This window comes from Candidatus Fermentibacter sp. (genome assembly GCA_030373045.1).
GTDB lineage: Bacteria > Fermentibacterota > Fermentibacteria > Fermentibacterales > Fermentibacteraceae > Fermentibacter.
On sequence record JAUCPW010000023.1, the window covers coordinates 21,236 to 39,691 of the forward strand.

An 18,456-nucleotide genomic window follows, 5' to 3' on the forward strand; every position below is an offset into this window, starting at 1 on the left:
GCCATCACCTCCGCGTGCTCTCTTGAGAACAACCCGCCCGCCCGACGGTTCCGCCCCTGCGCGACCTCGCCCGTTCGACGGCGAGCGCGGCCAGTCCCACGGCCACGGCGAACCACAGGGTCGCGAACCTCATGACGATCGTGACCGCCGCCGCCCCGGCCCTGCCCAGCGCAGGGCCGAGCAGGCCGCCGATGGTCAGCTCGGTGAGCCCGAGCCCTCCGGGTATCATCGAAACCGCACCGGCTATCGTGCCGGCCGAATGGGACAGGATGGCGAGCCCGGGGGCCAGCGGCATCCCGAGAGCGGCGGCAGCCGCCTGGAGCACGAATGCCTCCGCCCCCCAGGAGGCCACCCCCAGCGGAACGGTGATCAGCAGGCTCCGCGTGTCGAGGAGCCCCGCGCAGGTCCCCCTGAAGGTCTCGAGGGCTCCGCGGCGCGAGGCGAAGAAGCGGATCCTGCGGAGGAGCCCCGAGAGCACGTCGAAGAGCCGGCGGGAGGAGACCAGCGCCACCCCGGCCGCGCTCGCGGCGATGCCTGCCGCGACCACGGGCAGCACTCCGGCCCCGCCCGTCAGGATGGCTCCGATGACGGCAAGGAGAACCATGCTCATCAGGTCGGTGATCCTCTCGGCCACGACAACGGGCGAGGTGAGCTCGACGGGTATCCCCTCCCCGTCGCGAAGGAGGCATGACTTCAGGACCTCGCCGAGCTTCCCCGGAGAAACCGTCATCGAGAAGCCCGCGAGGAACACCAGGAGGCTCCTCCCCACAGGCAGGCGGACGCCTGTCCTGCCGAGAAAGTACTGCCACTTCAGGAATCTCAGGGCGTAGTTGACCAGGGGCAGCCCGAGCACCGCGGGTAGCCAGCGGGGATCGAACGCGGAGATGGCGCTCGAGAACTGCGGGGCGTCCGAGAGCAGCACCAGGGCCGTGTAGACCAGGAGTGCGGCGAAGACGGTCAGGAGGGCGCGCTTCAAGGAACCGCGGACCCCGATCCGGGCGCGGGTTCTGCACCGGCCCCGCCCTTGCCCGAAAGCCCGGGGAGCATCCCCTCTATCTCGGCGTGCAGCTTCTCGAAACCGGCGAGCCCGTCGAGGAGCGAGAGGGCCTTCTTCGAGAGGTCGAGGGCCTCCCCGGCCTCTCCCAGGAGGCTGCTCGCCCTGGCGGCCAGGGCGAGAGCCTGGGCCCTCGAACCCCTGGAATGGTCTCCGGACGGCATGAGTTCATATGCGGTCATGGCGTGGACGAGGGCATCGCGGGGCTGGTTCCTGGCCAGCCCGAGGAGCGAGAGGTTGATGTGCACCCCGCTCCTGGCGGCTCCGGTGCGGATCTCGAGGGCTTCCTGCAGCAGCCTGCCGGCCTCGTCGAGGCCGGGCTCCTCGCGCTTCTCGATCAGCAGACCCGCCAGGTTGACGCCCAGGCTGGCCGCGAGCGCGGGCTCCCTCTCGAGCGCCTTCCTGTAGTACTGCTCGGCCTGCGCGGCATTACCGCGCCCCGACTCGATCAGTCCGAGCTGGCCCAGGGCCGTCCCGCTGGTGTCGCCCTTCTGGACGGCCTCGGCCACGGTGTCCTCGGCCTCGTCGAACCTGCCCGCCCTGATGAGGAAGTAGACGAGCGCATTGGTCAGCGGGTCCTTCACCGACTTCCTGTCGCGATTCCTCCGGAGCATCCGGATCATATCCTCGACGCGTCCCGAGGCGGCCAGGACGGCCGCCCTCCGGAGCTGGATGCTCTTCCAGACCGGCGTCCTCATGAGGATGAAGCCCGCGAGGGTGAGGAGGACGAGTGCGCCCAGAGCCGCGAGGATGTAGTTCGTCATCTCGGTCTGCCCCCGGATCCGCCGCGCGAGGTGTCGAACTGGGTGAAGTCGGGGATGGTGGTGTCCGAGGCGAACGGGGACAGCGCGGTATGAATGGGGCAGTAGGAGGTGGGCTGGGTGCCGGCCCAGAAGAGCTCGTCGACCGCCTTGTCGCCGCACTCGGCGTTGGCCAGGAAGCCCGACTGCCTGCAGATGACGGCATGTTCCACCGCGCCCGAGGGGGCGGCAGGGAATGAAGGTGCCGACGAGGCGTCGGCCCCTGCGAAGGCCCTGCGCATGAACCTGCTCCAGATCGGCACGGCGATGTCGCCTCCCGCCTCGCCTCTGCCGCTCTGGAGCCTCATCCTCACGACATGGTTGTCGTATCCGACCCATACCGACGCCACGAGATCGGGGGTGAAGCCCATGAACCAGGCGTCGGCGTAGTCGCTGGTGGTGCCCGTCTTGCCGCCCGCATCCCTGCCGGCGTAGGGTCCGGCCCCCCAGTACCAGCCCGATCCCGACGCCGTGCCGGCCCTGACCACGCTCTGGAGCAGGTTGTTCATGATCCAGGCGCCGGTCTCGCTGAGGACCCTGGAACCCTGAGGGGCCTGTTCGTTGGTCTCGAGGACGTTGCCGTACCTGTCCACCACCCTGAGGATACCCGTGGCATCCCTGGCGATGCCGCCGGTTGCGAACGGAATGTATGCCTGCGCCATCTCGAGGGGGCTGACCATGCAGCTGCCCAGCGGAAGCGAGTTGACTATGGGCAGGTCGCTCTCGATCCCCATGGCGGAAGCCCTGGCGGCCACGGCCTCGATCCCCACGGCCATGCCGACCCTGACGGCCGACACGTTGTAGGACCGGGCTATGGCCTCCCTCACGGTCACCATCCCGTGGAAGCTGCCGTCGTAGTTCCTCGGCCTCCACTGGCCGGGGGAGAGGTCGACCACTACCGGCTGGTCGAGGACCACGCTCCCGGGCGACCAGCCCTGCTCCACGGCCTCCGCATAGACGAACGGCTTGAAGGAGCTGCCGGGCTGCCTCCTGGCCTGTACCGCCCTGTTGAACTCACTGTCCTGGAAGTCCCTTCCGCCCACCATCGCCCTTATGTAGCCGGTTCTCGGATCGACTGCGACTATCGCGCACTGGACATAGTCCGGGGCGCCCTCGATGGTGTCCTCGACGGTCTGCCAGTAGTCCCAGGAGCTCTCGTACCGGAGCCTCTGGGGATCGTCCGCGTATGTACCCGTGGCGGGATCCCACAGGGGCTCCCTCAGCGCCATGACGCTGTCCATCGCGAATTCGGCAGCCGCCTGCACGTCCGGGTCGAGCGTGGTGTAGACCTCGAGCCCCTGTTCGTAGACCGCCGACCACCCGTATCTGGAGACCAGGTACTGTCTGACGTACTCCGAGAAGTAGTCCCACTGGTCCTCCAGCTCGGGCCTCACCACGTCCACCCCCAGGGGTGACGCGCACGCCTGGTCGTACTGGTCGTCGGTGATGCATCCGTCCTCGCGCATCATCGAGAGGACGACGTTCCGGCGGGTCGTGCAGCGCTCGGGATTGCGCACCGGGTTGTAGCCGCTCGGGTTCCTCGGCATGCCGACCAGCATCGCGGCCTGAGCCAGCGTGAGCTCGGCCGCCGTGGTCCCGTCGAAGTAGGTCCTGGCGGCGGCCTCGATGCCGTAGGCCCCCTGGCCGTAGAAGATGTGGTTGAGGTACATCTCCAGGATCTCCTGCTTGGAGAACTGCCTCTCGATCTCCATCGCGATGAAGGCCTCCTGGAGCTTCCTCTGGATGGTCTGGTCGGGAACGAGGAACAGCCCCCTGGCGAGCTGCTGCGTGATGGTGCTGCCGCCGTGCCGGGCGCCGGTGGTCAGATCGACGTAGACGGCCCGGACCAGCCCCCGGATGCTGACCCCGTTGTGGGTGTAGAAATCCTTGTCCTCGGTGGCTATCAGCCCCTGGACTACGAACGGGCTGATCTGGTCGATCTCGACGGGATACCTGTTCTCCACGAAGGCGCAGGCCAGTTCGTTGCCCCTGCAGTCGTAGATCCGGGTCGAGGCGGAGGGTTCCCGCCCGCGGAGCCCGGCCACCAGGATGTTCCCCCTGGCCTGCCTGAAGGCGGTGCTGCAGTCGTTGTAGACCCTCCACATGAAGCCGCCCGAGAAGAAGATGCACAGGGACGCCACCAGGGCCGTCCATTCGAGTATCGCGCGCACCCTCCCGGCCGGGGCGCTATTCGACAGAGCCAAGCTGGTTCCTCCCGAGCACTGGTGTTCCATCCTCGTACCGGAGTACGTATTCGTAGGCGCCCGAGTTCCCGATCAGGGTGACCTCCCTGCAGCCGGCGGCCGCCGCGGGCCTGGAGGAGAACTCGGGATGATAGTCGCTCTCGTAGTCCTCGTATGTCCTGAAGACGATCCGGTACCCCGTGGGAGTGCCCTCGAAGAGATACAGGTTGCCCGCGAAGTAGACCACCCTCTCGGGGTCCAGGTCGCCGTTCATCTCCACCCCGAGGGCCCTCCAGATCGTCATGCCTATCTCGTTCTCGAAACGCTGCTCGGTCTGGTGGGGGTCGAGGTAGATGATCTGCTGCCCCAGCGGCTCCTCGTCACCGCTCGTCAGGATGGCCGGGAAGGTCGCCGACAGGGTGTCCAGCCTCTCCACCTGGTCGCTCACGGCCAGGAAGTTCGCGGTCATGACCCGGAGCCTCTCGACGTCCAGCGTGGAATCGGGGACAGAGGCCTGCCCGGTGGTCCGGAGGATCTGCATGGATTCGTGGGCATCGCGGATGACGGCCTTGGAGAGGAACGCCATCTCCCTCCAGGTGGCCACGAAACCGCTCAGTTCCACGGGCACCGACGACAGGTTGAACGTGGCCCTGTCCTGGATGATCTGCATGGCGGCCGCCCTGCGGATGTTGCACCAGGCGAGCTCGGCATAGGCGGCATCGTCGAGGGAGCCGATGTAGCTCTCGATGCCGGTGCCCCGCTCCCCAGCCGCGGACGCGGACGAATAGTGGGCGATCGAATCGATCCTCGCACCGTCCAGGAGCTGCCTCGCGATCCTCATCTCGAACCGAGTCTCCGGGCTCGACATGATCAGACCCGCAGTGCGCTCGACGCTCAGCGAGTCGATGACCTCGCCGGGGATCTCCTCGCCGAACCCCTCGATGAGCCAGCCGGATTCGCCGAGCACGAAGTCGATGCGGACGATGGCCGGACTCTCCATCCTGGTGATGGAGCAGTAGTAGGAGGTCCTCGAACCCGTGCTGTCGGTCAGTATCTCGGTGAGCCTGCCGGAGGAGTCGAAGCCCCTCCATCTGCCGAAGACCGTCCAGGGATCGCCGCCGGCGGACTCGGAGGCCTCCCTCAGCGCCGGGGCGAGGAGGTCGAGGCATGAAGGGTCGTTCAGGGCCAGCAGCCTCGAGAACTCGAGACCGATCTCGAGCGGGGAGGCCGGGATCGTTGCGGTGCTGTCGGCCGGAACGACGACCTGCCCGTCCCCCGGGCCTCCGCAGCCGGCGGCGAGAACCAGGATCAAAGCCGTCAGAGACAGGATCCTACTCATTCCAGCCCCATCGTCACGGCCATCATCTCCCCCGGTGTGGTAGCTCCTGAACAGACCTTGCGTGCGGCATTGGAACGGAGCGTCCTCATGCCGTCCTCCACCGCGAGCCTCCTGATCTCGCCCGACGGCGCCGAGCGGGACAGGGCGTCCCTGACGCGGTCGGTGACCTCCATGACCTCGAAAACAGCCGTCCTGCCCTTGAAGCCCGTGCCCCTGCAGGCCCTGCAGCCCCTGCCCCTCCTGAAGCTGCAGCCCTGGACCCCGGCGAGGCCTGCCGTGGCGAGAAGAGCGGCCGGGGGCTCCCAGACCTCTGCGCATTCGTCGCAGACCACCCTGACCAGCCTCTGGGCGACGATTCCGATCAGGGTGCTCGCCAGGAGGAACGGCTCGACGCCCATGTCCAGGAGCCTCACCGCGGAGGAGGCGGTGTCGTTCGTGTGCAGCGTGCTGAGGACGAGGTGCCCCGTGAGGGCGCAGCGTATCGCGCTCCTGGCGGTTTCCTGGTCGCGTATCTCGCCCACCATGATCACGTCCGGGTCCTGCCTGAGTATGTGCCGCAGGGCCGTGGAGAAGGTGACGTCTATCGCGGGCTGCACCGCTATCTGGTTGAACTCGTCCGTAACGAACTCGATCGGGTCCTCTATCGTCGTGATGTTCTTCTCGGTGGTCGAGAGAGCCGTGAGGGTGGAGTAGAGCGTCGTGGTCTTGCCGCTGCCGGTGGGGCCCGTGACGAGGAGCAGCCCCATGGCGCTCTTCACCAGCCTGCCGTACCTCCCGCTCTCTTCCTCCTCGAAGCCGAGCCCGGACAGGTCCTGCATCAGGATTCCTGGATCGAGTATCCTGAGCACGGCCTTCTCGCCGAACGCGGCGGGGATGGTGGAGGACCTGATCTCGACCGGCTTGCCCTCGAAGTGGGTTCTTATCCTGCCGTCCTGGGGCCTTCTCTTCTCGGCTATGTTCATGCCAGCTATCATCTTGACCCTGGACAGAATAGGGAGGTGCAGCTTGCGGGGCAGGCTGTACACGTTGTGCAGGACGCCGTCGATCCGCAGCCTCACGACGGTGTGCTCCCTGTGCGGTTCGAGGTGGATGTCGCTGGCCCTCTCCTCGAAGGCGTACTGGAGCAGATGGTTCACGGCGTTGACGATGGGTCGGTCGGTCGGTTCGAGCCCGCCCGGGGTCTCGCTCGAGACGTACCTCTCCAGGTTGCCGAGGTCAACGTCCTCGTCGCTCATGGTCCCCACCTCGCGGGCGGCGGCGACGATCGAGCTGTGGAGGCCGTAGAACTGCCGGATCACCTTGGCGATGTCGGTGGGCCTGCTGATGTAGAGCTCGATCTCCTTGCCCAGCAGGTGCGGGAGATCCTCGACGGGCCTGGGATCGGTGAAGTTGCACGTCGCCACCATGAGCCTGTCCTCGTTGCTGCCCACCACGACCGCATGGTTCCGCTGGGCGAACGCTCCGGGGAGGGAGGAGGTGACGAGTTCGTAGTCGAGTTCGAGAGGGTCGAGGTTGCGGAAGGGGATGCCCGACTGCTGCGAGAGGAAGGTGTAGAGAGCCTCCTCGCTCACCAGCCCCCTGCTGACGAGGATGCCGAGAAGCGAGGGATCGGGGCTCTGCCAGAGCCTCGAAAGCCTCTCCACGCCCTGCCTCGAGAGGAGCCCGGCCGCCTCGAGCCGCCCGGGAAGGGCCGCGAAGTCGAGTCTAGGTATGGATCTCACAGGGTCTCCAGTACGAGGCTGCTGTTGACCCTGTCCCAGATGAAGGCCCCGCGGAGCTCGGCTTCCGCCGATCCGGCGGCCTGTTCGGTCATGGCATGGATCCAGCCGATGGTCTGGCCGTCCTCCACCGGGAAGCCCGACTCGGCGGCCTGCTCCCAGCCGACTTCGGGGCGGATGGTGTCGTCGACCCTGGTCCTGCCGCCGCCCAGGCGCCTGACGACATCTCCGGCCACTCCGGCGTCCACGCCTGTCCAGTAGCCGGTGCGGTCGCTCCTGACCTCCCTGATCACGGGGGCCGGCGGAAGCGACTCGAAGGCGGAGAGATCCCCGCCCTGCGCCTCCACTGTCCGGACGAAGGCGTTCCAGGCCGACGAGTCGTCGAGACGCGCGGCGCACCGGGCCTCGAGCCCGGCCATGCAGGCTTCGTCGGATGCATCGCCGGCCAGCATCATGGCCGTGAGCTTCACGGCGAGGTCGCGCACCACGAGCGGGCCTCCGCCCTTCAGGACGGAGACGGCCTCGGCCGTTTCGAGGGAGTTGCCGGCGGTACGCCCCAGAACCACGTCCATGTCGGTCACGAGGGCGCGCGCGCGGGTGCCGCAGCCCCCGGCCACCTCCACGAGGGTCCGCGCCAGGAGCAGGGCCTGCCCGCCCGTCTTCATGAAGGCGCCCCTGCCGGCCTTCACGTCGAACACGAGGCGGTCCGCTCCCTCTGCGAGCTTCTTGCCGAGGATGCTGGCGCATATCAGAGGGATCGACTCCACCGTCGAAGTGGCGTCGCGCAGCGAATACAGGATCCTGTCGGCCGGGGCCAGGTCGCCTGTCTGTCCGCACATGGCGAACCCGCAGCGGCCGACGATCTCCTGGAACTCGCCGACATCCAGGCGGGTCCTGAAGCCCGGTATGGACTCGAGCTTGTCCAGAGTGCCACCGGTGTGCCCCAGTCCCCTGCCGCTTATCATGGGCACGCGCAGCCCCATCGAGGCCGCGAGGGGGGCCAGCACGAGCGAGATCTTGTCCCCCACGCCGCCCGTGCTGTGCTTGTCGGCCAGGGGGCGCGGATCGTCCGGCCAGGACAGCATGGTGCCGCTGTCGCGTATCCCGAGCGTCAGCTCCACGGTCTCGTCGCGGTCGAGGCCCCGGATGAAGGCGGCCATCAGGAAGGCCGACGCCTGGTAGTCCGCCACCTCACCGGCGGCCACCCCGCGGGCGAACTCCGAGAGAGAGCCCCCGGGGCATCTGCCGCCATCCCTCTTGAGCGCGAGGAGGCGGGTTATCTCCAAGGGATTCCGAGCCGTGAGAGCAGGGCTCCCAGGTAGCCGGTACCGAGGGGATCGATCACGAAGAACGCCAGGGCGAGCGCGGCCGCCACCAGGACCCACACGGCCCAGGCCGGGAGCCCCCTGCGCCTGCCGCGGCCGACACCCTCGAGGACGGCTCCGACGCTGGCCCTGCCCTCCGGCAGGCCCGGAGCCAGCACTTCGTCGAAGGAATGGATCCTCTTCCTCCTCAGGAGCGAGCGGATCTCGGACACGCTCCGTGCGACCACCTCGCCCCTGCCCGACAGAATCCTGTACTGCACGGGTCCGGGACGGGCACCCCCGGGGGCCGGCTCGGCGCGGAGAGGCTGGGGATGAGGGGCAGGCTCGACCCGGACCGGACCGGGAGCGGTCACGGCGCCAAATTCGGAAGAAGGCGCCTCGGGTGGAGCGGACCGCGCGGCCGGGCCGGCGGACTCGGGTTCGTCGGGGGTCCGGTCGCCCCAGGCGCCCGACGGCCACGACTCCGGCTCGAAGGCTCCGCACTCGGAGATCGGCTCCCACGGGCCGCCGGCGAGGGATATCTCGGCGTCGACGGGCACCCTGGACTCGGATATCCAGGCCTTCACCGTCTCCATGTCACCGGGGTGGTATTCGATCCTGTCGATCCTGAGTCTGGGCGGGGTTTCACCGCCGACGGCCCCCGCTGGCCTGAGGAAGGGCGAGAGCCTCGGGAGCCCCTGAGCGAGCACCCCTCCGGGCGGGGTCCGCGGTCCTTCGATGACGGCGTCGCTGGTGAGCCTGCCCTCCCTCGTCCATCTCACGACGGTTTCGAAGTCGGGAGCCGTATAGGCGTCGTCGCCCATCCTGACGGTCCACCAGTTGGAGGGATCGAGCAGTTTCCCGAGATCGGGATGGTCACCCGCGCGGGACCATCCGCCGTCCCCGGCGGGTCTGATCTCGTCGTCGGCGGTGATGCGCCTCTCCGCAGCCCACTTCACAAGGACCTCGACGGAGGGGGCGCGGTAGACCCTGCCCTCCCGCCTTATCTCGTAAGCGCCTGAATCGGCCATGTTCCCCCCTCGACAGCCGGCCCGGTCAGGGTTCGATCATAACCACATGCGCGGCACCATGGCGACAGCCCGCGCACGGTACGCACCGGCTAATTAAACCTTATGGCATGCCCCAGCGCAAGGGCGGCCTCCTCGTGCGTAACTCCCCCGCGCCGCTCGGCGGACTCCACGAGGATGTCCAGGTATCCCTCCCACCAGTCGGGGACGGAGCCTCTCTCGTAGAAGCGGTGGTACAGCCTCGGGCCCGGGAGGATCGAGACGAGGAAGGCCGTCTCCCTCACCCCGAGGTCGCGGATGCCCGTCCCGAAGTAGTACAGGGACGCCTCGGCGAATCCGAACACGTCCGGACCGAGTTCGACGATGTTCGCGTAGATCTCCAGGATCCTGTCCTTCGACAGGGTCTCCTCCAGCCTCCAGGTCAGGAAGACCTCCTGGAGCTTCCTGGCCAGAGTCTTCTCGCGCGAGAGGAAGAGGTTCCTCGCGAGCTGCATGGTCAGGGTCGATGCGCCCCTCACGAAGCCGCCCTCCCTCACGTCGGCGACGAGCGAGTTCCTTATGTGCTCCGCGCTGAATCCGGAGTGGCTGCGGAAGGTGCCGTCCTCGGAGCAGCAGAGCAGGGGTTCGAACCAGGGGGGCATCTCCGAGAGCTCCACGAACTCCCCGTTCGCCGATCTGCTGAGGTGGATGAGCCTCGTGTTGCCCCAGCTGTCGCGCATCCTGCAGGAACCGCCCCGGACCAGGCGCGCCACGTCGACCGGGCAGCTGACGACCGAAAGTCCGTCCGCGTCGACCAGGATCGAAAGGTCGGAGCTGTCGGGCCACTGCCTGTCGATCGAGAGGCGGACGTCCAGGCCGAGGGATCCTTCCAGCGCCGTCCCCGCAAGCGGACCGAGCAGGGATGCAGGGATGGAGGCGGCCATGGTCTCTCCTGGGATGCAGTCGTTCCAGATGCGTGCCGTCAGCCTGTCGCGGTCGCCCGTCAGGGCTTCGAGGCTCGCCCTCAGAGTCATGGTCCCCAGGGAGAGGAGGCAGGAATCCACGCAGAGCCTCCCGGGCTCCACGGTTCCCGAGGCGGAGACCGAGCACGAGAACCGGACGGTGTCCCCCGCAACGTGTTCGGAATAGACCGCCGCGCTGTCCATCCGGGCCTCGAGGTCGAACCTGCAGGGCTCCCCGCCCTCGAATGTCAGCCGGACCTCGCCCTCGGGGTCGAGCGACATCCAGGCCGACGGTTCATAGGAGAGGAGGATGTTGTCCGCGACGGCTTCCGCCCCGCCGAGCCCCGTCGCCACGGTCAGTTCAGAGGTCCGCTCGGAGTACGACAGGGAGAAGGGTGTGGCGGTACCCGCCCCTCCCGTCCCGGCGGCCGTCCCCTCGAGATGGACGGAGTCGTCCGTGGCCATCCCCTGGAGCGATCCGGAGAATCCGGTTTCCGTGATCAGGGAGGGCAGGTCCGGGTCGAAGAGCGGGATCCCGGTGCAGCCGTGGAAGTCGGCCCGGAAGGAGACCTCGCCTCGCACGCCCCCCGCCTCTACCGAGGCCGATCCCCAGGGTCCGTGCGCGAGCCCGGACATCTCGACCGAGCCCGACCTGAGCGAGGCGCGGCCCGAGAACACCGTCGTGTCCGAACCGGCCCGGGTCACACTGGCCTCTCCCAGCACGAGGAGGGGCATGTCGTCGGAACCGCCGCCGGCTCCTCCTCCGGCCCTGCCGCGGCCCGGCGGCAGATCGACCCTGCAGGACGGGATCAGGATGCTGTCGACGGACGGGATGGGCACGCCCATGCTCCAGTAGATCACTGCTTCGTCAGCCTCGAAGCCCAGCCCCGGCATGTCGACGTCTGAAAGCAGGAGCACGCCGGGCGCTGCCCGGACTCCGCCGATGGAGGCACGCCCGTCGAGGCGCGAGAGGGCGTACCTGGCCCCCGCGCCGGGCAGTATCCAGAGCGCGGCCGCGAGCAGGGCCGGCAGTGCGGCCAGACGCAGGATCCTTGCGAAGCCTGGGGCTGCCCGGTTCAGAGGGAGCGCACTCCCGAAGCCACAGCCGCCTCTATCTCCTCGAGGATGGCCGACGCGGCTGCCCGCGGATCGGGTGCTCCGCTGACGGGCCTTCCCACCACAAGGGCGTCGGCGCCCGCCCGGACGGCGGACTCCGGCGTCGCGATCCTTGCCTGGTCGCCCCTGTCGGATCCCGAGGGTCTTATGCCGGGTGTGACTATGAGGAAGCCTGGACCGGTCGCGGAGCGCACCGCCGAGGCCTCCCCGGGGGAGCAGACCACCCCGTCCATGCCGCTCTCGGCCGCCATCCCGGCGAGCCTCACCACCGTCCCCCCCGGCCCGAGGCTCCAGCCCATGCGCTCCAGGTCCGGGGCGCCGAGGCTTGTCAGGACGGTGACGGCCAGCATACGCACGCCGGTGCCCGAAGCGGCCGAGGCGGCGGCCTTCATCATGGCCGCTCCGCCCGAGGCGTGGACGTTGAGGAGGGCCGGTCCCGAGGCGCAGGCCGCCCTCACCGCGCCCTCGACCGTGTGGGGGATGTCGTGCAGCTTGAGGTCGAGGAAGACCGGGAAGCCCTCGCCCGAGAGCTCCCTCACGATGTCCGGCCCGCGTCCCGCGAAGAGCTCGAGCCCGATCTTGATCCCCACGCCGAGACCCCGCAGCGGGGCCAGGAGTTCGGCCGGGGTCCTCCCCATGTCGCTGGTCAGGGCTATGTAGAGCCTTGTCCCGGAGTATCCGGACGGCATCAGCGTTCCTCCTCCTCGAATCCGATCACCCTCAGCCGCACGTCGGCGGTGCCCGAGTCGATCATCCCCAGCCTGTCGGCCGCGCCCCTCGAAAGGTCGATGATCCGTCCGCCCACGTAGGGGCCCCTGTCGTTCACCCTCACGGTCACGGTCGAGCCGTTGCCCAGGTTCTCGACCTCGAGCAGGGTGCCGAACGGAAGCGTCCTGTGGGCGCAGGTCATCGCGTTCATGTCGTATCTCTCGCCGCTGGCGGTCTGCCTGCCGTGGAAGCTCCCGGCGTAGAAGCTGGCCGTTCCCCGCTGCTCGAGGCCGGTTACGAGCGATGCCGCGCCCCTCACGCCACCCCTGTAGACCGGCCTGGGGGCCAGGCAGCCTGCGGCAAGCAGCACGAGGGCCGCGAGCGCCACACCCGTCAGGTTCCGCAAAGCAGGTCCCTTATGCCGGCAGCAAGCTCCGACGGCAGGGAGGGTCTCCTGAGGAGCCCGGTCCCCACCTGTACGAGCGAGGCTCCCGCAGCCAGCAGCTCCAGCACGTCACCGGGCTCCCAGACTCCTCCGGATGCTATCACGGGTATCCGCACGGCGCGGCCGACCTGCCAGACCCTGGCCACGACGAGCGGCAGGAGGGCGGGCGAGCTGTAGCCCCCGGCACCCCTTGCGAGCGCGGGCCTTCCGGTCCTCCAGTCCAGCTTCATGCCCAGGAAGGTGTTGCACACCGTGACAGCATCCGCTCCCGAATCCTCGGCGGCCTTCGCGGCGGACACCATGTCCCCGCCGTTCGGGGTGAGCTTCACGGTGATCGGTCTGCGGGTCTCCCGCCTGACCGCCCGGGTCACGGAGGCCACGGCTGCCGGGTCGACCCCGAAGGCCATCCCGCCGGCCTCCACGTTGGGGCACGACACGTTGACCTCGTATCCGGCGTGGGAGCCGCCGGCTTCGAGTGCGGCCACGGTTGACCCGAAGGCGCTCACGGACTCGCAGGCGACGTTCAGCACCAGGGGTCTCGAAAGGCCGGCGGCAGCGGGCAGCACCTCCGAGAGGACCCTGTCGAGGCCGGGGTTGGCCAGACCTATCGAATTGAGGAGGCCGTACCCGGTGTCGTGGATCCTCGGGGGTGCGTTCCCGTCCCTCGGTTCGGGGGTCACGGCCTTGGAGAAGACGAGGGCCACGTCCGCGAGCAGGCCCATGGCGTCGAGCTCCAGGCCGAATCCGCAGGTCCCCGAGGCCAGGGCGACCGGCCCGGGGACGGGGATGCCCCAGAAGGAGTCGGGCAGGCCTTCGGTGACCGGGTTCACGAGATCCTCTCCCAGTCGACGTCGCAGGCCCTGAAGACCGGGCCGTCCTTGCAGCACGACATGAAGCCGCCCCGGGAGGATGGCACGGGACATCCCCCGCACACGCCCCACCCGCATCCCATGCGGCTCTCCATGGACACCTGGATCCTGCCGAGAACACGGGGAGGGGCGGAGGCGACCACGGCCCGCATCATGGCCGAGGGACCGCAGACCGCTATGGAATCGAACGAGTCCCATTCCACATCCTCGAGCAGGCCGGTGACGAGGCCTCTCACGCCGACGGAGCCGTCCTCGGTGGCCAGCACGGTCCCCGGCGGACAGCACGATGTCCCCCGCCCGGTCCTGGTTCCGGCCATGACCACGGCTTCGTCCGCGGTGGAGAGAAGGAACGGGAACCCGGCGATGCCGAGCCCGCCTGCCACCATCAGCCATCTTCCGGGAGAGGTCTCCCAGCCTCTTCCCAGCGGCCCGAGGATCCGCACCGGATCGCCTTCGGCGGATCGGGACAGGATGGACGTACCGGCTCCGACAACGTCGAAGAGGAACGTGACCGAGCCCGCCTCCGGATCGCATGAGCTGAAGGTGAGCGGGCGCCTGGACACAGGGAAGGCCCCGGGGGAGGGTTCGAGCATGGCGAACTGCCCGGGCCGGCACGCCGAGGCGATCCGCGGGGCTTCGAGCTCGATCCGGAAGATGTCCTCGTCCTCCCGGCTGCAGGCGATCACCCTGGCATCCGTGTCGACCAGGCCTGCGCTACTCATCGGGCTCCTCGAACGCGCCGCCCAGCCTGTCCAGGGCCGCGGCACCCTCTGCGGTCCCCGGATACCTCTGGACCAGTTCCGTGGCGTAGCTCTCCACCAGGCCGTCCTCCATCATGGCGGCCTCCGACGAGAGATAGGCGATCCACAGGAGCGCGGGCTCGTTGTCGAGCCTCCATCTCGAAGAGAGCGCCCGTCCGGCGGCACTCCAGGCGGCCTCGTACTCGCCCGCGCCGTAAAGGTCCCACGCGGCCTCCAGGAGTGCGGAGGGCCTGGCCTGGGCGGCAGGTCCGGGCGGAAGGCTCAGCTCCTCCTCGATCCTCCCGGCAAGATCTCCTGAGTCGCAGAGCGCGAGGGCCTGTTCGAGCAGCGCAATGGAGCTGTCGCGGCCTATGCCGGGATTCCCCGATGCAGAGACCAGGGCCATCGCCCTCACGCGCCCGTCGGGGCTGTCGAGAAGGGCCCTCATCTCGCTCATGGCCAGGGAGTCCTCGCCGTAGAGGTCCATCCTCTTCTCGGCGGCGAGGAATCTGAAGAGGTCCATGTCATCGGGTGCGGCCGTCTCGAGCGTATCGATGTAGGTCTTCAGGAGCTGCATCTCCCCGAGCCTGTCGGAGGCCAGCCGTATCCAGAGGTAGTCGCCGCTCCTGCCAGAGAGCTGTGCGAGCACCGTGAGCGCGTCGTCGAGCCTCTTCTCCCTCTCGAGCAGGAGGGCTTCCAGGTAGAGGGCCTCTGCGCCGACCTCCCTCGACATGTCGAGCTCTGCCGCGTCGGCATAGGAATCCAGGGCCGCCTGCACGTCGCCCGCAGCCTCGGCCGCCCTCCCGGACAGGAGGGAGATGGCCGCGAGCTCGCGGTTGGTGCTGTAGGATACCCTGAGGGGGGCGAGGATGGAGACGGCGCCGGATGGGTCGCCCGCCTCTATGGATGCGTCAGCCGCCGCCGTGAGAGCCCTGTAGTACCCCGCGCCCCTGCCGAACAGCCGGGCCGCCTCCAGTGCGGTCGAGACCGCGCTGTCGGGCATGCCCAGGCTCGAGAGCACCCGGCTGCGGGCCAGCTCCGTCTCCGCCATGAGGCTGTCGGAGAGGTCCATGGATTCGAGCGTGTCGAGCACCGCGGCGGCCAGGCCGGGCTCCCCGGAGAGCACCAGGGCCTCGGCCTGCCTGAGCCTGGACACGGCGAAGAGGTCCCTGCGCTGGCCCGAGACCGCGCCGAAGGAGGCCGCCGCATCGGCATACCTGCCCAGGGCCATCGCTGCGTTCCCGATCCCGATGGTGGCCCTGTCCATCATGCGGCCGTCGTCGGTCATGACCATGACGGAGGAGTAGGCCCTCATCGCCTCCTCGTAGCTGGAGGTCCCGCTCCCCGATGTCGACCGGGATCCCAGGAGCAGGAGCGCGTCCGCGATGAGCATCTGTGCGTCGTCGGCCCAGCGGCTGTCGGGGTAGAAGGCCAGGACCTTGCCCGCACCCTCTATCGCATCCCGCAGGTCCTGCTCCTCGCCGGCGGAAGGGTTGTCGGGGTTCAGTCGGACGCTGGCCAGAGCCTCGTCGTAGGACTGGCGCGCGTTGTAGAACGTGTTGAAATAGGCGCAGCCCGAAACCAGCAGGGCCAGTACCGGGACGAGGGCGCGCAGCGCCATGCCGTCAGGGGACGAAGTCGCCGTCAAAGTAGACCAGCCTCCTCTTCCAGACCGCCCTGACCCTTCCCCTGAGGGTCCTCCCGAGGAAGGGCGTGTTCGTGGAACGGGAGAAAGTGTTGTCCCTGGATGGAGTCCACTCCTCGTACGGGTCGAACAGCACGGCCTCGAAAGGCCTTCCGGGCGCCAGTGACGGGCATGGGACCCCCAGGATCGAAGCCGGCCCCGTCGTGAAGAGGGAGAGCATCCGCAGCGGGCTCATCGCACCCATCCGCCCCAGGGCGTCGAACGTCACCGGGAGCGCTGTCTCGAGGCCGGTGATCCCGAAGGGGGCACCGGCGAGTCCGGCTTCCTTGAGCCGCGCCTCGTGAGGGGCATGGTCGCTTGCCACGGCATCGATCCTGCCTGCCCTGGTCCGCTCCACCAGGCCCTCCCGGTCGCGCGCGGACCTGAGCGGAGGGTTCATCTTGGCACAGGCGCCCGACCGGAGCACTTCCGATTCGTCGAGGGCCAGGTGATGCGGAGTGACGTCGCATGTCGCACATGCCCCCCTGTCGGCGGCTTCGCGTACCAGGTCGACGCTCCCGGGCAGGGAGAGGTGCGTCAGGTGTACGCGCCCCCCGCATGCAATCGCCGTTTCGAGGGTGAGCGCGACGGCTCCGGTCTCGCTCGAGTCTGGAATGCCGGCGAGACCCAGCTCTCGTGATACCGGCCCGAGGTTGACAGCCCCCCCGCGGGAGAGGTCGGTGATCTCGGCGTGCTGGATGAAGACCCTCCCGGCGGCGCCGGTGGCGGCCATGGCTTCCGCGAGCAACCCGGGATCGAGCACCGGAGAGCCGTCGTCGCTGAAGGCCGCGGCCCCTGCGAGGGCCATGCCCCCGATGTCGGCGACCGCATCCCCCTTCCGGCCCCTGGTCACGCAGCCCACGACGAGCAGATCAGCGGTTCCGGCGAGGCGCCCCCTCTCCGCCATCTCCGCAACCCTGGCGGGAGTGTCGACGGGCGGGTCGGTGTTGGGCATGGCGGCCACCCTCGTGAATCCTCCGGCGATGGCTGCCCTGAGGCCGCTCTCCACGGTCTCCGAAGCGGTCGCCCCGGGCTCCCTGAGATGCACGTGCATGTCGGTGAGCCCCGGGAACAGCCAGAGGCCGTCCGCATCGACTACCGACGCATCCCGGTCCGGAGCCTCGAATGGCTTCGAGAGGCGTGAGACGGTCCCGTCCTCCACAAGCAGGTCGACCACTGCGTCGAAGCCGGCGGCGGGGTCGACGAGCCGCCCCCCCCTCACCAGGACGGGCCGGGAGGCGTCAGTCAGAGTAGTCCCTGCCGTCCGGACCGTGCTCTCCGCCGAAGTCGGGAGCATCCTCCCTGCCGTGACCCCCGCGGGAGGCTACGATCCGCCTCTCCGGGAAGGGGTTCCAGTCGCCGCGCCCGGCGATCGCCTCGATCACGGCGGTTCCGGTCCCGATGGAGCCGAAGGCCTCGAAATACCTCAGAGCCCACTCCTCCGTCTCCCTGGCGATCCTCTCCCTTATCTCCGCGGGGAGGGACATGACGAGGGAGTGGAACGGGCGGTTGAGGTTCTTGTAGTCGCCCGAGGAGCGGGAGTAGCCGAGCCTGTCCGCATGTGCCACCATCAGGTCCCAGAGTTCCGTCGTGACGCCGCGGTCGGGCCGCTTGACGTAGGAGCCGTCGTCGATGACGGCGTTGCCGCTCGCGGGATCCATCTCGATGCCGAACACGATGTTCTGCCAGAGCGTGCCCACGTTGCCCTTGTGGATGCCGTACTCCCTGAAGTGCCCCACCTTGTCGAGGGGGGTGCCGCTTATCCCGTGCTGCGCTATCACGCATCCGAAGGGCGCTATGGCGTCGGCGATCTCGCGGGTGCGGCCGAGGTCGATGCCTTCGCTCTCGCCCTTCGAAGCATCGTAGGTTCCGTGCTTCGAGCCGTTCGAGATGGCCAGCCAGTCCGGGAAGATGCCCCAGGAGTTCAGGCCGCCGATGAAGTACTCCGCCTCCCCGACCGTGGAGAGGACCCCGGCGCCCTTGATCTCGCCCACCTCGACCTCGAGCCCGGCGTACTGCGGGATGTGCATGGCGACGTCGCGCGTGAAGGAGAGGTTCTCGAAGTCGGGATTGTGTGAGGCGTCGATGGCGACCGACGTCCAGCCCATGGAGATGGCGCGCGGGATCTCCCGGGCCGCGTCGTCCCTGTCGGCGCGCGACTTGACGGCGTAGTGGTCCATGTGGAGTGCGTACACGACGCCGTCGCCCAGGTCCGAAGAATATGCCTGGGCGGTCTGAGGCAGGTTCTGATAGGTCACGCCTGTGTATTTCCCCTCGGACTTGGCGAGTTCGAGCATCACGAACGAGTCGGCCCTCCTGGCGGCTCTGAGTATCCCGAGGGCGCTCAGCGGGTTCCTGATGTTCGCGGCCATGACGATGGCGCTCCTGGCGCGCGCGACCGAACAGATGTCCCTCCCGCTCACGAGGGCGCACCTCGAGTCGGGCAGGGCCGCCCTGACGTTGAGAGGCCTGAGGCCGAGCATCCTGTCGTATGTGCTGGAATCCACCATTATCGCCCTTCCTTGTA

At 68.6% G+C, this 18,456-nt stretch carries 15 protein-coding genes; all 15 read right to left on the reverse strand.

From position 1 onward, the window contains the following. Positions 1 to 4 precede the first annotated feature (4 nt). Positions 5 to 976: a lysylphosphatidylglycerol synthase transmembrane domain-containing protein gene (locus tag QUS11_04245; protein MDM7992500.1), complete on the reverse strand. Its 972-nt coding sequence runs from the start codon at positions 974 to 976 to the stop codon at positions 5 to 7. Continuing rightward, positions 973 to 1,818, reverse strand: a complete 846-nt coding sequence (locus tag QUS11_04250) for a hypothetical protein (protein MDM7992501.1) — start codon at positions 1,816 to 1,818, stop codon at positions 973 to 975. Before QUS11_04250 ends, QUS11_04245 begins: the two co-directional genes overlap by 4 nt. After that, the gene (locus QUS11_04255) at positions 1,815 to 4,058 is read right to left on the reverse strand and encodes a PBP1A family penicillin-binding protein (protein ID MDM7992502.1); all 2,244 of its coding nucleotides are present in this window, start codon (positions 4,056 to 4,058) and stop codon (positions 1,815 to 1,817) included. Before QUS11_04255 ends, QUS11_04250 begins: the two co-directional genes overlap by 4 nt. Then, positions 4,042 to 5,376, reverse strand: coding sequence for a hypothetical protein (locus QUS11_04260; protein MDM7992503.1), 1,335 nt, complete (start codon positions 5,374 to 5,376; stop codon positions 4,042 to 4,044). The genes QUS11_04255 and QUS11_04260 overlap by 17 nt, the downstream gene beginning before the upstream one ends. After that, positions 5,373 to 7,097: a GspE/PulE family protein gene (locus QUS11_04265; GenBank protein MDM7992504.1), complete on the reverse strand. Its 1,725-nt coding sequence runs from the start codon at positions 7,095 to 7,097 to the stop codon at positions 5,373 to 5,375. Before QUS11_04265 ends, QUS11_04260 begins: the two co-directional genes overlap by 4 nt. Next, positions 7,094 to 8,380 (reverse strand): thymidine phosphorylase, encoded by a 1,287-nt coding sequence (locus tag QUS11_04270; GenBank protein MDM7992505.1) that lies wholly within the window; start codon positions 8,378 to 8,380, stop codon positions 7,094 to 7,096. The genes QUS11_04265 and QUS11_04270 overlap by 4 nt, the downstream gene beginning before the upstream one ends. Then, a complete protein-coding gene (locus QUS11_04275; GenBank protein ID MDM7992506.1) occupies positions 8,371 to 9,429 on the reverse strand; it encodes a hypothetical protein in 1,059 nt (352 codons plus the stop codon). The genes QUS11_04270 and QUS11_04275 overlap by 10 nt, the downstream gene beginning before the upstream one ends. An 89-nt stretch (positions 9,430 to 9,518) precedes the next feature. Continuing rightward, entirely contained in the window at positions 9,519 to 11,285 is a 1,767-nt protein-coding gene (locus QUS11_04280; GenBank protein MDM7992507.1) for a biosynthetic peptidoglycan transglycosylase, read from the reverse strand. 158 nt (positions 11,286 to 11,443) lie between these two features. After that, positions 11,444 to 12,172 carry an orotidine-5'-phosphate decarboxylase gene (gene pyrF, locus QUS11_04285; GenBank protein ID MDM7992508.1) on the reverse strand — a complete coding sequence of 243 codons (729 nt, stop codon included), beginning with the start codon at positions 12,170 to 12,172 and terminating at the stop codon, positions 11,444 to 11,446. Further along, positions 12,172 to 12,597 (reverse strand): septal ring lytic transglycosylase RlpA family protein, encoded by a 426-nt coding sequence (locus QUS11_04290; GenBank protein MDM7992509.1) that lies wholly within the window; start codon positions 12,595 to 12,597, stop codon positions 12,172 to 12,174. The genes pyrF and QUS11_04290 overlap by 1 nt, the downstream gene beginning before the upstream one ends. Continuing rightward, a complete protein-coding gene (locus QUS11_04295; protein ID MDM7992510.1) occupies positions 12,585 to 13,466 on the reverse strand; it encodes a dihydroorotate dehydrogenase in 882 nt (293 codons plus the stop codon). Before QUS11_04295 ends, QUS11_04290 begins: the two co-directional genes overlap by 13 nt. Further along, a complete protein-coding gene (locus QUS11_04300) occupies positions 13,463 to 14,227 on the reverse strand; it encodes a hypothetical protein (GenBank protein MDM7992511.1) in 765 nt (254 codons plus the stop codon). The genes QUS11_04295 and QUS11_04300 overlap by 4 nt, the downstream gene beginning before the upstream one ends. After that, on the reverse strand, positions 14,220 to 15,893 hold the full coding sequence (locus tag QUS11_04305) for a hypothetical protein (protein MDM7992512.1): 1,674 nt from the start codon (positions 15,891 to 15,893) through the stop codon (positions 14,220 to 14,222). The genes QUS11_04300 and QUS11_04305 overlap by 8 nt, the downstream gene beginning before the upstream one ends. Continuing rightward, on the reverse strand, positions 15,871 to 17,226 hold the full coding sequence (locus QUS11_04310; GenBank protein ID MDM7992513.1) for a dihydroorotase: 1,356 nt from the start codon (positions 17,224 to 17,226) through the stop codon (positions 15,871 to 15,873). Before QUS11_04310 ends, QUS11_04305 begins: the two co-directional genes overlap by 23 nt. Next, the gene (locus QUS11_04315; protein ID MDM7992514.1) at positions 17,171 to 18,439 is read right to left on the reverse strand and encodes a class II fructose-bisphosphate aldolase; all 1,269 of its coding nucleotides are present in this window, start codon (positions 18,437 to 18,439) and stop codon (positions 17,171 to 17,173) included. The genes QUS11_04310 and QUS11_04315 overlap by 56 nt, the downstream gene beginning before the upstream one ends. Between the last annotated feature and the right edge of the window lie 17 nt (positions 18,440 to 18,456).

Coding starts and splice junctions, on each gene's coding strand:
- QUS11_04250 (MDM7992501.1), bottom strand. CDS start 1,818: ATGACGAACTACATCCTCGCGGCTCTGGGCGCACTCGTCCTCCTCACC.
- QUS11_04260 (MDM7992503.1), bottom strand. CDS start 5,376: ATGAGTAGGATCCTGTCTCTGACGGCTTTGATCCTGGTTCTCGCCGCC.
- QUS11_04275 (MDM7992506.1), bottom strand. CDS start 9,429: ATGGCCGATTCAGGCGCTTACGAGATAAGGCGGGAGGGCAGGGTCTAC.
- pyrF (MDM7992508.1), bottom strand. CDS start 12,172: ATGCCGTCCGGATACTCCGGGACAAGGCTCTACATAGCCCTGACCAGC.
- QUS11_04300 (MDM7992511.1), bottom strand. CDS start 14,227: ATGAGTAGCGCAGGCCTGGTCGACACGGATGCCAGGGTGATCGCCTGC.
- QUS11_04310 (MDM7992513.1), bottom strand. CDS start 17,226: ATGCTCCCGACTTCGGCGGAGAGCACGGTCCGGACGGCAGGGACTACT.
- QUS11_04315 (MDM7992514.1), bottom strand. CDS start 18,439: ATGGTGGATTCCAGCACATACGACAGGATGCTCGGCCTCAGGCCTCTC.